Annotated in this window: 12 protein-coding genes; 4 read left to right on the top strand and 8 right to left on the bottom strand. The window is 37.8% G+C overall.

What is annotated here, in order from left to right:
• Nucleotides 1–101: 101 nt before the first annotated feature.
• From CWR48_RS12485 to CWR48_RS12460, 6 genes are all read right to left on the bottom strand, one after another.
• Nucleotides 102–779: a FadR/GntR family transcriptional regulator gene (locus CWR48_RS12485; RefSeq protein ID WP_425453896.1), complete on the bottom strand. Its 678-nt coding sequence runs from the start codon at nt 777–779 to the stop codon at nt 102–104.
• Between the two features lie 123 nt (nt 780–902).
• Entirely contained in the window at nt 903–2,228 is a 1,326-nt protein-coding gene (gene gudD / locus CWR48_RS12480) for a glucarate dehydratase (protein ID WP_115773699.1), read from the bottom strand.
• A gap of 103 nt (nt 2,229–2,331) precedes the next feature.
• On the bottom strand, nt 2,332–3,798 hold the full coding sequence (gene gucD, locus CWR48_RS12475) for an alpha-ketoglutaric semialdehyde dehydrogenase GucD (protein ID WP_115773556.1): 1,467 nt from the start codon (nt 3,796–3,798) through the stop codon (nt 2,332–2,334).
• 15 nt (nt 3,799–3,813) lie between these two features.
• Nucleotides 3,814–4,734, bottom strand: a complete 921-nt coding sequence (gene kdgD / locus CWR48_RS12470) for a 5-dehydro-4-deoxyglucarate dehydratase (protein WP_425453895.1) — start codon at nt 4,732–4,734, stop codon at nt 3,814–3,816.
• A 213-nt stretch (nt 4,735–4,947) separates the two neighbouring features.
• Nucleotides 4,948–5,919, bottom strand: a complete 972-nt coding sequence (locus CWR48_RS12465; protein WP_115773555.1) for a 2-hydroxyacid dehydrogenase — start codon at nt 5,917–5,919, stop codon at nt 4,948–4,950.
• Nucleotides 5,920–6,014: 95 nt separating this feature from the next.
• Nucleotides 6,015–7,331 (bottom strand): Nramp family divalent metal transporter, encoded by a 1,317-nt coding sequence (locus tag CWR48_RS12460; protein ID WP_211316737.1) that lies wholly within the window; start codon nt 7,329–7,331, stop codon nt 6,015–6,017.
• A 460-nt stretch (nt 7,332–7,791) separates the two neighbouring features.
• Here CWR48_RS12460 and CWR48_RS12455 point away from each other — a divergent pair, with 460 nt between their 5' ends.
• Nucleotides 7,792–8,610, top strand: a complete 819-nt coding sequence (locus tag CWR48_RS12455; protein ID WP_115773553.1) for a class I SAM-dependent methyltransferase — start codon at nt 7,792–7,794, stop codon at nt 8,608–8,610.
• 56 nt (nt 8,611–8,666) lie between these two features.
• Here CWR48_RS12455 and CWR48_RS12450 read toward each other — a convergent pair whose 3' ends face one another.
• Nucleotides 8,667–9,269 (bottom strand): TetR/AcrR family transcriptional regulator, encoded by a 603-nt coding sequence (locus CWR48_RS12450; protein ID WP_115773552.1) that lies wholly within the window; start codon nt 9,267–9,269, stop codon nt 8,667–8,669.
• 169 nt (nt 9,270–9,438) lie between these two features.
• Here CWR48_RS12450 and CWR48_RS12445 point away from each other — a divergent pair, with 169 nt between their 5' ends.
• The gene (locus CWR48_RS12445) at nt 9,439–10,935 is read left to right on the top strand and encodes an aldehyde dehydrogenase family protein (RefSeq protein ID WP_115773551.1); all 1,497 of its coding nucleotides are present in this window, start codon (nt 9,439–9,441) and stop codon (nt 10,933–10,935) included.
• A 246-nt stretch (nt 10,936–11,181) separates the two neighbouring features.
• The gene (locus CWR48_RS12440; protein WP_115773550.1) at nt 11,182–11,376 is read left to right on the top strand and encodes a hypothetical protein; all 195 of its coding nucleotides are present in this window, start codon (nt 11,182–11,184) and stop codon (nt 11,374–11,376) included.
• Nucleotides 11,377–11,688: 312 nt separating this feature from the next.
• Here the strand turns inward: CWR48_RS12440 and CWR48_RS12435 are convergent, their stop codons facing one another.
• Complete coding sequence (locus CWR48_RS12435; protein WP_115773549.1) at nt 11,689–12,531, bottom strand: aldo/keto reductase; 843 nt, start codon at nt 12,529–12,531, stop codon at nt 11,689–11,691.
• 232 nt (nt 12,532–12,763) lie between these two features.
• Between CWR48_RS12435 and CWR48_RS12430 the strand changes: the two genes are divergently transcribed.
• Entirely contained in the window at nt 12,764–14,008 is a 1,245-nt protein-coding gene (locus tag CWR48_RS12430) for an aminopeptidase (RefSeq protein WP_115773548.1), read from the top strand.
• The last annotated feature ends 69 nt before the right edge of the window (nt 14,009–14,077 follow it).

The raw sequence follows: 14,077 nt of genomic DNA, 5'->3' as shown, positions 1-14,077 counted from the left end.
TTCAGATAATTTAGATAGTAAATAATAAAAATGAATGATGACTTCATGAATTCTAGTCATCATTCAGGGATAACACAACTTATTAAATCAAAATATCATCCTCAATGCTGTTTTTCATAACCAGATAAAATCTTATCCCTTACATAAGTTAAATGTTTATACATCTGATTAAATGATTCGATTGGATCTCTCTTTTCCAACGCTTCATAGATTGCCTGATGGTGCTCAATCGTTATTTCAGGCTCTCGAAATAGGATTAGGCGATTCGTCTTCTCATGGGTGAGTAGGAGCGAACTGATCATCCCTTCAACAATCGGGTTATTTGCACAAAAAGCAATGATTCGATGAAATTCCTTATCATATCCCCCATAATCTCGGTCCTTATTTTCCTGAATACCGTGAATCGTCTCTTTTAATTTTTCAAGTTGAAGCTCTGTAATCTTTTCGGCTGCTAGTGTAATAAGCCCTGTTTCAAGTGCCATCCTCGCCTCAATAATCGCTGGAATATTGTTTATGGAGATTGCCAACATTGCTTGGAAAGGATCTGCTCCTACCTTATTATTAATGAACGTCCCCTCACGAGGCTTCCTAGTAATAATATCCATCGTTTCTAATGAACTTAATGCTTCCCGTAACACAGGTCTACTTACGTCAAACTGCTTCATTAACGTGAGCTCAGATTCCAATTTATCACCAGGCTTAAGGTCGCCGTTTATTAAAAGGGAAACAATATTATCTAATACCTGCTGTGATAACGAATTCCTACGCACGGACTCCATTTTAATTTGTTTCAATTGTATACCCACCTTCATAAAATATTCCATATTATCTGTAATTCACTAATTAACTCGATTATACACTAAAAGACCAACGAATTCGCTGGTCTTCGTGTCATTTAATGCTTATCTTACTAGACATGGACGTTTATTATCGAATTTCCATCCTGGAATCAAATATTGCATTCCAACAGCATCATCTCGTGCCCCAAGCTTTTGATTAATATAGAGTTGATTAGCCTCCTCAATCTTCTCCAAATCAACTTCTACACCTAGCCCTGGAACTTTAGGGACTTCAATTTTCCCTTCTTTAATCTGTAATGGTTCTTTTGTTAAGCGCTGACCATCCTGCCAGATCCAGTGTGTATCGATTGCGGTTATTTTTCCTGGTGCAGCTGCCGCAACATGGATAAACATCGCTAAAGAAATATCAAAATGATTATTCGAATGGGATCCCCATGTCAATCCCCATTCATGACATAATTGCGCAACCCGTACAGAACCCTGCATAGTCCAGAAATGAGGATCTGCTAATGGAATATCTACTGCATGTAATTGAATCGCATGCCCTATTTCCCGCCAATCTGTTGCAATCATATTGGTTGCAGTAGGAAGCCCTGTTGCCCGGCGGAATTCAGCCATTATTTCCCTTGAGGAGTAACCATCTTCGGCACCACATGGGTCCTCAGCATATGCAAGGATATCATTTCTTCCTTTACAAAGATCAATTGCTTCCGCTAATGACCATGCCCCATTAGGGTCCAATGTTATTCTAGCATCTGGAAATCGTTTGGCGAGTGCGGTGACTGCCTCCATTTCTTCTTCCCCACGAAGGACCCCACCCTTAAGTTTAAAATCTTGAAATCCATAACGCTCATACGCCGCTTCTGCAAGTGAAACGATTGCATCTGGTGTTAATGCTTCCTCATGCCTTAATCGAAACCAGCCATTACTTGAATCGATATCATTTAAATAAGGTAGATCTGTTTTCTTTCTATCTCCAATATAGAATAAATATCCAAGTACATCGACAGCATCACGTTGCTTCCCTTCGCCGAGTAATTCAGCGACAGGTACACCCAAATGTTTACCCAGCAAATCAAGTAATGCTGCTTCCAATGCTGTGGCCACGTGGATTGTTGTTCGTAAGTCAAATGTTTGCTTCCCGCGTCCTGCAACATCCTTAAAGGCAAATTTATTTCGAACATGATTTAATATGGAATGATACCTTCCAATTGATTCACCAATAATAAAAGGTTGCGATTCTTCCAGGGTTCGGCGGATTGCTTCACCGCCAGGAACTTCCCCCACGCCAATATTGCCACTATTATCTTCAAGAATTACAATATTTCTAGTGAAAAATGGGCTATGTGCACCACTTAAATTCAAAAGCATACTATCATATCCTGCAACAGGAATGACTTGCATCTTTGTAATTGTAGGAGTTGTCATCTTCTTACTTTCTATTTTTGAACCTATCACGTAATCACTCCTCAGCTTCTACTTATGATTTAGTGAGGAGCAATACTTTTTACAAGTATTGCTCCTGTTGTCACTATTTTACAAATACCGTTTTAATCGATGTAAAAAATTCGATTGCAGCCCTGCCTTGTTCACGCGAATGTGAACTTGATTGCTTCATTCCTCCAAAAGGAGCCTGTAATTCCACGCCAGCACTTTCGGCATTTATTCTGACAAGACCTGCGTCCATCTCATTAATAAATTCTAGCATATTGCTTATATTCGTTGTAAAAATCGAAGCACTAAGCCCATATTCCGAATCATTAGCCAGCTCCAATGCTTCTTCTACAGTTTCCACCTGCATAAGTGCAAGTACAGGTCCGAAGATTTCCTCTCTAGCAATTGTCATATCTCTTGTAACATTCTCAAATACGGTTGGTTCTACAAAGTAACCATTTAAATGCTCCAATTCAGGTACCTTGCCACCAATCAATAATGTAGCACCTTCTTCCTGACCTTTTTCAATATACGATAACACTGTATTTAGTTGACGCTCACTTATAGAAGGTCCCATCCAAGTACCTGCATCCATGCCATCGCCAACCGTTATTTTCGCTACCTCATCTAGAAGCTTCTCTTTAAATGCTTGATATATTCCCTTTTGGACAATAACCCGACTCGTCGCTGTGCACTTTTGCCCTGTTGATTTTAAAGCCCCATTAATCGTTTGCTCAACCGCAAGATCAAGATCAGCGTCATCTGTAACAATCACAGGATTTTTTCCTCCCATTTCCAGCTGATACTTGATGCCCCGGTCAAATGCGGCACGACCTAACTGTTTGCCGACAGCATTTGAACCAGTAAATGTGATACCATTAACTTCAGGATGTTCTGCTAGGCCCTGACCAATTACGGAGCCACTTCCTGATACCATGTTGACAACGCCCTCTGGAATTCCAGCTTTCTCAAAGCATTCGATAATTTTAGCACATGTTATTACCGTTTCACTCGCTGGCTTTATTACGACCGTATTTCCGTAAATAAGTGCTGGAGCAACTTTCCAAAGCGGAATTGCAACAGGAAAGTTCCATGGCGTAATTACGCCGACAACTCCTAATGGAACACGTGTCGTATACATTAAAGCTGCGCTATCGCTAGAAGGAATAACATCACCTACCGCCCGCAATCCTTCCCCAGCATAATATCGCAGAATTGCGACACCACGTGCTGTCTCGCCTTTTGCTTCTGCAAATGTTTTCCCCATTTCCTTTGTCATTGCAGTCGCTACATCGTCAAGATTTTCTTCTAAAATTGACGCAGCTTTAAATAGATATTCGCCTCTAGCGTTTCCAGAAAGCTTACGCCAAGACTTCTTGGCAGTACTAGCTGCTTGAACCGCTAGATTTAAATCCTCTATAGACGATACTTGATAATATCCAACAATTTCATCTTTCTGTGCCGGGTTTTTACTTTCGCCAACTTTCCCCGTATCCGATAAAGCCCATTCCCCATTGATAAAATTTAAGTATGTTTTTGCTTTCGTTTCCGTTTCTGTCACCATTAGTATCATAACCTCCTAATTTACAGTTGTTTTAACTGGGTATTTTTTGAAAGCCGTTTCAATAATACCTTCTAATGATTCGTAATGATTTGGTTCAACAGGCGCAATGGGAGCCCTTACATTCGTTTCAACCGGTAAGCCAACAATACGCATTCCTGCCTTAATTAGCGATACAGCGTATCCCTTCTTCTGTCTCCGAATGCGATGAATTGGTAAAATAACATCTTTGTGTAGTGCATAAACTTTTTCCATATTGCCATTTAATAATGCTTCAAAGAATTGTGCAGAAATATGTGGGATATAATTTGATATTGCCGATGAATATGTTTTATAGCCAATATTTAGATATGCTGGCATCGTTACTTCTGCAAGTGGCATCCCATTAATCCACTCAAGTCTATCACCAATTGCATTGGCAAATTCGATAACTTGTTCCATATTGCCAATCCCATCTTTAAAACCAACGAGTTGTTCATATTCACATAATTTCCTAAGCGTTTCCAAATCCATTACGCAATTATCACGCTGATATACAATTGCATTTAGGGATGTACTACGAATAATTGTACTCAGGTAATGATTTAGACCATCTTGTGAAGGATCGATTAAGTATGGTGGTAGAATCAAGTATCCTTCTGCCCCAAGTTCTGCTGATATTTCTGCTTGTTCGACCGCATGTTTAATATTTCCGCCAACTCCCGTGTAAAGTGGTACCTTACCATTTGTCTTTTCAACGCCAACCTTTACAATTGCTCGATATTCTTCTGTGCTAATTGCATGGAATTCACCTGCCCCACAAGCCACAAAAATTGCGGATAAGCCCTCTTTGATTAGAAATTCAATATTCTCCCCAAGTGCTTCTAGATCAATATTCCCCTCTGCATCCATTGGTGTGACTGGAAATCCCAATATCCCTTGTGGAGATGTTCTCTTCATCATATTCAACTAAACTACCACCCTTCTCACATCTTTCAATTGTTTATATATCATATTGTAAGACAAATAAAATTATCTGTCAATTGATTCTAGTTATTTATTATAAAATTATTTCTATTTTGCAAATAAGTGTAACTAAGGTTGCCACCTAAGCTTGGTGACAACCTTAATTTTCTAATTATACCTATCTTCTGCTACGAAAGATTTTCCATCTTATTTAACAACGCTATTTAAAAGCGTCGGTGGTGCTTCTCCTTGCAATGCAACGACAAGATTAGTAGCTGCTAACATTGCCATGTCAAATCTAGTTTCATATGTTGCTGAACCGATATGCGGTAAGGTGACAACATTTTTCATATTCAGCAATGGATTATCTAATTTGATTGGCTCATCAACATAAACATCCAGTCCTGCTGCAAGAATCTCGCCGGTTTGGAGCGCATCAATTAACGCTTCTTCGTCGACTGTTTTCCCCCTCGAACTATTGATAAAAATCGCTGTATCCTTCATGCGTGCAAATTCTCGTTTACCTATCATCTTCTCTGTTTGTGGTGTAAGTGGCGTCATTAAACAAACAAAGTCAGACTTAGCCAGTAGGTCATCTATAGAATAATAGGTTGCCCCGAATGCTTGTTCAGCTTCGATATTTATTGATCGATTATGATATATAATATCCATTCCAAATCCAAAATGCGCCCTCTTTGCTACTGCGGAACCAATTCCTCCCATTCCAATAATGCCTAATACTTTATGATGAACATCCACACCAAACCATTTCTCTTCCAGATTTGATTTCCAATGTCCAGACTTTACCCAGTGATCTAACTCCGGCATTCTTCTAGCAGTGGACAATATTAATCCCATAACAGTATCTGCAACTGTCTCATTTAATACTTTCGGTGTGTTGGTTGCCATAATTCCGCGCTCTGTTAATGCTTGTACATCCAAATTGTCATAACCAACAGAGGCATTGCAGACAATTTTCAAGTTTGGCGCTTGTTCTAATAAATCCTGATCAATTTTCAATCCAGACCCCATAATCCCATCTGCATCTCTTAATTCAGATAAGAATTGGGAATAGTTCCCTGAATCAAGTCCTTCAAAATAAACAATTTCACAGTTTTCTCCAATAAAATCCAGTACTTTCTTATCTACCTTTTTATAAACAATTACTTTCGGATTCATCATATACCCCTCTTCTTATCATTTATTACAACTTATTTTAATCATAGCATGATCGAACAATGATTCTATCCTTCATTACCAATTATTTTAAACTACTATAATATATAACTGATTGCTAATTCGTAAGCTGACCAAATCGCCAATACAGTTGCCAAAACAAGGCAGACATTCTCAAACCAGCTATTTCTATATTTACCCATCAAGTCTTTACGGTTAGAAATGATTAATAAACCAATCGCAATAACAGGGAATCCGATAATATTTAGAGCATTTACGCCGATTGTCAAACTAATAAAGCCAGGCATACCGGGTATCGACCAAACGATTGGCATAAATAATACAAAGATCATTACCCATTTTGACATCGGGTCCTTATTATAATCTCCATCATATTTATCACGGCGTTTTTTATTTATAACATAGAATGCATCTGTAACTAACCGAGGGTAGCCTGTCGATTTCCCAACAATACTCGCGAATAATATCGCAAACGTACCAAGATAAAAGATCAGCCAACCAGTTCTTCCTAATGTCAGTTGTAATGCTTGCGCCAAATCGTCAATAGATTCTATCCGAATTCCATTTGGTCTTAGTATTTCCGCACCAACGATCCAAATAGCTAGATTAATAACGATACAGACTATGATCGAAAACAGAAGATCATTTCGTTGTAGTTTTAAATGACCTGGGGTTGTCCAGCCTTTTTCTTTTAGGAAATATGGATGTACAAAGTTAGAGATGGATCCGGCAACAGCGCCAATAATTGAGACTGCAACTAATAGGGCACCATATCCTCCCTCATCAGCGGGAATTTTGAAGCCAATTGTTCCACTGATAATTTGCCCGTAGTCGGGTGATGTACTCAAGGCAAGAAACACAAATGCTAGCGTAAGTAATGCTAGAAAAATCTTCATAACCCCTTCAATGGTATTATAAATATTTCTACCTACTAGTAAGAATACTAATCCTACAACAATCATTGAACCAATAAATGGTTGATTAATCCCGAGTAACGTCGAAATTATTTCCCCTGCTCCACTTATCATGTAGGAATTAAATAAATGCCCCATAATTAATGCATAAATAAATAGGAAGTAACCAAATATTGGATGGATGCGGCCATACCCTTCAAGAATCGTTAATCCTTTTGTATTTGCTAACTGGAATCTTGACATTACATTCACAATCAGAAACCGAAGCAATAATGACATGGCAAGAATCCACATTAAGCCGTAACCATAATCAGCTCCTGCAACAGCAGAAGTTACCAAGTCTCCTGCCCCCAACCAAGTTAAAATTGCTAGAATTCCCGGTCCTAAGGCATATTTAATTTTCCCGATAAAAGTTTGCCCAGCCTGTCCAGATTCATAATTTGCATCTGTAGTTTCAATAACTTTAGATTTATTTTCCAAAAATCTCCCTCCGCCCATTTATTTGTATCCGCTTTCATAAAGCTGTAATAAAAATCTGCTTTTCCTCTGCAGCAATTTGATACGAATGTTTAAGAAGATCGAGCATCTAAGTTGTTTAAACTAGTTGGTACTTTACACAGTATGAATTAGAACAAATTCTCTTTGTAGGAAAACGCCTGTTGTAAAAAAATTCAATCTCCCTCCATTTTTTATAAATATGGATCAGCAATCCATCATTTATTTTATTGTAAGACAAATATAATAGTATGTCAATTGAAAATTTAGATTTTTTTAAATAATACTGTTATTAAGATTACATGTGGTGAAAGAAATATCGTAAAAAGGAAATGATAGTGAAGTCTATTTCGTACAAAATATAAGAATAATCAATGATCATTTCAACTAAAAATCTGTGCTATACTATTCTTGAAAAATGAGACGGACTAGGAGTGAATCCCATATGAATCAGCACACAGAAGCAAATAATATCAATCGGTTCCTCGGATACAGCAATCTTTATGATCAAAATCGACCAATCCCCCCGAGTGACATAGTAAAAATTTTGACTAACTATTTGCAAGCTGCTCCTCAAAGGGTTGCTGATGTTGGCTGTGGGACTGGTCTCTCTTCATTCATTTGGTTAAATAATGCCAATGAGATTATTGGAGTAGAGCCGAACGATGATATGTTGGAAGTAGCGATTGCTAATTGGAATGCCCAGGAGAAACCGGCTAGCATCCAGTTTGTCAAAGCACTATCCACTAAACTACCTTTTACATCAGAATCCATTGACATTATCACTTGTTCCCAGTCCTTTCACTGGATGGAACCGCAAGCAACCCTTCGTGAGTTCGCTCGTGTACTAAATAAAGGTGGCGTGTTTGCTGCGTATGACTGTGACTGGCCACCATCTTTTAATAAGGAGGTCGAAGAAAGCTATAAACGATTAATTTCTCAAGCAGAAGTTCTTGTTGAGCAGCTTTCCACTAAGGAAGACCAAACATACAAATGGAATAAAGAAGAACATCTTTTGCAAATTCGAAAATCAGGTTTATTTTCTTTTGCAAAAGAAATTGTGTTTCATAACTGGGAAACATGTGATGCGGATCGTTATGGCAATATCGCTTTAAGTCAAGGTTCACTACAAACTGCCTTGAAGTTAGGTGCTAATGATTTAAAAGATTCAATTACTAAATTCAGAAATCAAGTTGAGCGCGTATTTGCTGGTAAGGAACATGATATTCTATTTTATTACCGTATGCGGATAGCGGTAAAGTAAAATGTTAAGCAAGAGCTGTAATCTTTTTCTAGGTGATAGCCCTTACTAGAAAAATACTATGTTTCACCTTTAATTCTCTCAAGTGATTGGTGTCCTGGCAATTTCACAATCTCCATTAATTGTTGAGCCATATAGCTAGGTGTGAAGCGATAGCCACTTCTCACCCACTCAATGATCATTCCAGTGATTACAAATGCTTGATAACCCGCATATAATTCACTGTTGATTTTCCTATTTCGGATGATATAATCCTGTAATGCAATTTTATTTAGCACATCTATCAATCTAGCCTGAAAATGTGGCGATATATCAGAATTTATTATAGTAGTATAAAAGTTTGAATGCTTATAAACATGATCAAATATTTCCACGGATGATGGAAGCACATCATTTAACGTGAATCTTCTATATTTCTTGTAGGGCTGCTGATATGCTTGCACCAAATCTAGAACAACATCATCAAGTAATTCGAGCAGTAGCTCCTCTTTACTACGATAGTGATTATAGAAAGTCCCACGGCTAATTTTTGCCATAGCAATAACATCTGAGATTGTAATATCTTTATATTTTTTCTGTTGCATTAGCGTGATAATCGCCACTTTAAGCTCTTGTTTCGTCTTCATGACTCTTTTATCGAGATACATATATTTATCAGTCATCCAACCCCTCCAAATTTTATTATACAAGTTCTTCCCTTTCGTCTAATTACTATTATTATAATATTGCGTAAATACATTATCATCTATTATACTATAGTCGAATACTATTTCACCTCAATTATGACCAACTATTGAAAACGTATTCATTAAAATGTAGGGAGGAATTATCATGGCTACAACATTAATAGAGTTAAACCGGAAAGCTGTTGAATTTATTTCCAAACCTAAGAAAATGTATATCAACGGGCAATGGGTGGACGCAGTTTCAGGGAAAACAATCGAAACAAGAAATCCCGCAACAGGTGAGATTCTTACTACTGTTCCAGACGGTGGCGTAGAAGATATTAATCGTGCTGTTGCAGCAGCCAGGAAAGCATTTGAAGAAGGTCCATGGCCGAAAATGAAGCCTACAGAAAGAGCGAACCTGCTCTTAAAGTTCGCCGACTTAGTTGAAGAAAATGCGGAAGAACTTGCACACCTTGAGACGCTTGATAATGGTGCACCAGTTAGTTCAACTATCCATTATTCAGCAAGTGTTGCAGAGGATTTCCGATATTATGCTGGATGGGCAACTAAAATTACCGGGCAAACGGTACCTGTCTCTGTACCTGGTAATTTCTTTAATTATACTAGAAAAGAACCTGTTGGTGTTTGTGGACAAATCGTACCATGGAATGCTCCGATTATGATGGCTTCCTGGAAACTATCTGCCCCACTTGCAACAGGTAATACCGTAATCTTGAAACCAGCATCATTAACACCATTAACGGCATTACGTCTTGGTGAACTAATCCAAGAAGCAGGATTCCCAGATGGTGTTGTAAATATTGTAACAGGCTCTGGTTCTGTCGCAGGTACTGCTTTAACGGAACATCCAGATGTAGATAAGATTGCATTTACCGGATCAACAGAAGTTGGAAAACAAATCATGAGATCTGGTGCAGGAAATATTAAAAAGGTGTCATTAGAATTAGGTGGTAAATCAGCACACATCGTGTTTGCAGATGCCGACTATGATTTAGCAATTGCCAATGCGGCAAACGCGATTTATACGAATTCTGGTCAAGCCTGTGTAGCAGGTTCAAGACTCTTTGTTGAAAAGAAAATATATGATAATTTCATGAGTGACCTAGCAGAATATACGAAAAGCTTGCGGGTTGGTAATGGCTTTGATCAATCAACCAATTTAGGACCACTTATTTCTGCACAGCAGAAAGAAACTGTCTTAAATTATTTAGATATTGGACAAGAAGAAGGTGCCGAGGTATTAATTGGCGGAAATGTAACAGACAATGATTTAGCTGGTGGATATTATGTTAAACCAACCGTTGTCGCAAATGTGAATAATAGCATGCGAATTGCGCAGGAGGAAATATTTGGTCCGGTAGTATCAGGCATACCTTTTGAAGATATCGATGAAGCCATTAAATTAGCTAATCAATCCGAATATGGCTTAGGTGGCGGTGTCAATACAACAGATCTTAGAAAGGCACACAAAGTGGCACATGGACTGAGAACTGGAAATGTATGGGTAAATACGTATAACATTATGGACCCTGCATCTCCATTTGGCGGATACAAGCAAAGCGGTCTAGGTAGAGAGCACGGTTCTGAATCTGTTGACATGTATACAGAAACGAAGAGTATATGGATTAATCTAGACTAAATTTTTATCAATATCCACCTTACAGCAAAGAAGCTTAAGGTGGATATTTTACATTAGTTTAATCACCTAAAAATCATTATTTCAATCATCCTTTTAATTGAAAAGAGGATTTCATTCGTTTTTTCTACCATACTTAACGAATTACATCTTATTCTTCACCGCAATAACTTAATTTTCAACATCCCTCATCCTCTTTCCTATTACTAGAATATACGATATACTATTAGAAAATGGACGTGAAGAAATATGGAACAAGTTACAATCTTGAAGGAAGTATTAAATGCATTTAAACTTCATGCTGTGCATATCGATGAGAAGATGGATAAAATAAAAATAGAACTTGAATCTAAGATGGATAATGGCTTTGTTCAGGTTGGACAACAATTTGATAGATTAGGAAAAAAGGTTGTTGGAGTGCGTGTCGAGTTAACAGAAACGTAGGAATCGATGAATTATTTATTAAATAAAAATGTACAACATGAGAAAAAAATCGTGCATTACAAGAGCAATAATCATCGGTAATAGCAGAGAATACCAAGCTAATTTCAGGAAACCTATAACCTCCAATACTTCAATTCCTTATTGACAAATAAAATAGACAACTTTTCATTTATTTTCCACACCATTTTATTCCATAATTAAGAGATCTTGTGCTTTAAGACAAGATCTCTTCTTATACGTTTAGTTGTTGAAATCAACATCATAGACTATCATAACTAGCAAACTTGGTTGACAGCCTTAGATCAGTTCTATTTAAAACTCTTCATATTCAGCTGGATCTTGATTCTTATTACGCCCATCTGGACGAGTAAGTTCCGCTATTAAGTTCATTTCCCTATCACTTAGCGAAAAATCAAAAATCGATATATTCTCTAACTGACGCTCAGGCGATGCGGACTTAGGAATAGGTATTGATCCTAGCTGATGATGCCAACGTAAAATAACTTGTGAAATTGTTTTATTATGGACATTCGCAATTTGTTGTAGCGTTTCATTTTGTAACACAGCATTTGCTCGAGCAAGTGGACTCCAAGACTCTGTTTTTACATTATGTTCTTCATGCCATTTTCTTTGATCTTCTTGATTGAAAAATGGATGTAACTCAATTTGATTAATGCTCGGCAATACGCCTGTTTCCTTTTCTAATCGCTCCAAATGTTCTGGTAGGAAATTACAAACCCCGATTGAACGAACGAGTCCCCATCTTTTTGCATCAATCAATGCTTGCCATGCTTCCACATAATGATCCTGCTTCGGATTTGGCCAATGAATTAGATACAAATCATAGTAATCTAGATTTGCACGATATAATGATTCCTGAATCCTGGTCACCGCATTATCATACTCATGATAGCGACCAGGTAATTTCGATGTGATGCGCAATTCCTCTCTTGAAACAGTACTGCGGCGAATTGCTTCCCCTACCGTTCCTTCATTTTCGTAATTATATGCGGTATCAATTAGTCGATAGCCGATATCAATTGCGCTCGTTATTGCACTTGCACCTGCATTCCCGTTAAGACCATATGTACCAAGACCAATAACTGGCAGTGATGTTCCATCATTTAATGTAATTTCTTCAACCGATTTACTCATAAATAACATCCCCTTTGTTCATTATTTATCCTATCGTCAATAAATTTAGCGTACCATTAATAGGATTAGGAATTCAAATGATTTGGCTCGTATGGGGGTGCCTGTCACTCCTCGAATTTCGCCGAATAATGTCGAATTCTATAACCATGAAGTTCCTAAAGTGTTTACATATTGGAATTTCTGGTAAACTATACTAGAACATATTCGAATATAAACTATTGGGGGTAAAATTATGGCACTACCAAACTTTGAAGAAAATTTACAAAAATATGCGAAATTATTAGTTTCAAAAGGAATTAACGTTCAACCCGGTGATTGGGTAAAAATGACGATAAACGTTGACCAAGCACCGTTAGCACGACTAATTACAAAAGAAGCATATGCACTAAAAGCGGAGAAGGTTATCGTGAAATGGTCTGACGATGAAATCGGTAGAGAACATTACTTAAATCAGTCTACAGAGATATTAACTGATATTCCTAAATATGAAATAGAGGAATCTGAAGACCATGTATTGAATCATCGCGTAAGTCGCCTTTCGATTATTTCTAGTGACCCAGGTCTACTCGATGGTGTGGATCCAACAAAGATTGCGACATATCAAAATGTAGCTGGTAAAGCTTTTGAAGCAACAAGAATTGCAACTCAAAACGATGATTTAAAATGGACCGTTGCTGCTGCAGCTGGTGCAGGATGGGCCGCAACAGTTTTCCCTGACTTAGAAACAAGTGAGGAACAAGTGGATGCATTATGGGATCAGATTTTTAAAACAAGCCGCGTATATGCTAATGACCCAATTGCAACATGGGATGAGCATAAGAAATTATTAAATGAAAAAGCAGCAACATTAAACGAAATCCAATTCGATGCCTTACACTATAAAGCACCCGGAACAGATTTAACATTAGGACTTCCGAAAAACCATATCTGGGCTAGTGCTGAAAGCTATAATCCAAAAGGAGAAGAATTTATTGCTAATATGCCGACGGAAGAAGTATTCACCGCACCAGATACACGTCGGATGGATGGTGTTGTAAAAAGCACGAAGCCACTTAGCTATGCTGGTACACTTATTGAAGGCATCGAAGTTCACTTTAAAGATGGAAAAATTGTTGATATTTCCGCTGAAAAAGGCGATGAAACCATTAAAAAATTAGTTCATGATAATGAGGGTGCAACAGGTTTAGGTGAGGTTGCGCTTGTGCCAGACCCATCACCAATTTCACAATCTGGGATTACTTTCTTTAACACATTATTTGATGAAAATGCATCAAACCATTTAGCAATTGGTGCTGCCTATCCAACAACAATTAAAGGCGGTACGAAAATGAGTCAAGAAGAATTAAAGGAGCATGGAATGAATACTTCCACTGTTCACGTTGACTTTATGATTGGCTCAGACAAAATGGATATTGATGGAATTAGGCAAGACGGAACTATCATGCCACTCTTCCGTAATGGGGACTGGGCATTTTAATTTTTCTTGAGTAGCCATATGTAAAAAGAACCTACATCTATTTATAATGTAGGTTCTCAATTATATAAT

Origin of the sequence: Oceanobacillus arenosus, assembly GCF_003369575.1 — a bacterium.
In the GTDB taxonomy this organism is placed as follows: domain Bacteria; phylum Bacillota; class Bacilli; order Bacillales; family Amphibacillaceae; genus Oceanobacillus; species Oceanobacillus arenosus.
This window is presented reverse-complemented; position numbering and strand designations above follow the sequence as displayed.

What these genes read in the sequence shown, in the direction of transcription:
- CWR48_RS12435 (WP_115773549.1), bottom strand. Translation starts at nt 12,531, where the DNA reads ATGAGTAAATCGGTTGAAGAAATTACATTAAATGATGGAACATCACTG.
- gucD (WP_115773556.1), bottom strand. Translation starts at nt 3,798, where the DNA reads ATGGTGACAGAAACGGAAACGAAAGCAAAAACATACTTAAATTTTATC.
- CWR48_RS12445 (WP_115773551.1), top strand. Translation starts at nt 9,439, where the DNA reads ATGGCTACAACATTAATAGAGTTAAACCGGAAAGCTGTTGAATTTATT.
- CWR48_RS12430 (WP_115773548.1), top strand. Translation starts at nt 12,764, where the DNA reads ATGGCACTACCAAACTTTGAAGAAAATTTACAAAAATATGCGAAATTA.
- CWR48_RS12465 (WP_115773555.1), bottom strand. Translation starts at nt 5,919, where the DNA reads ATGAATCCGAAAGTAATTGTTTATAAAAAGGTAGATAAGAAAGTACTG.
- CWR48_RS12485 (WP_425453896.1), bottom strand. Translation starts at nt 779, where the DNA reads ATGGAGTCCGTGCGTAGGAATTCGTTATCACAGCAGGTATTAGATAAT.
- CWR48_RS12440 (WP_115773550.1), top strand. Translation starts at nt 11,182, where the DNA reads ATGGAACAAGTTACAATCTTGAAGGAAGTATTAAATGCATTTAAACTT.
- kdgD (WP_425453895.1), bottom strand. Translation starts at nt 4,734, where the DNA reads ATGAAGAGAACATCTCCACAAGGGATATTGGGATTTCCAGTCACACCA.
- gudD (WP_115773699.1), bottom strand. Translation starts at nt 2,228, where the DNA reads ATGACAACTCCTACAATTACAAAGATGCAAGTCATTCCTGTTGCAGGA.
- CWR48_RS12450 (WP_115773552.1), bottom strand. Translation starts at nt 9,269, where the DNA reads ATGACTGATAAATATATGTATCTCGATAAAAGAGTCATGAAGACGAAA.
- CWR48_RS12455 (WP_115773553.1), top strand. Translation starts at nt 7,792, where the DNA reads ATGAATCAGCACACAGAAGCAAATAATATCAATCGGTTCCTCGGATAC.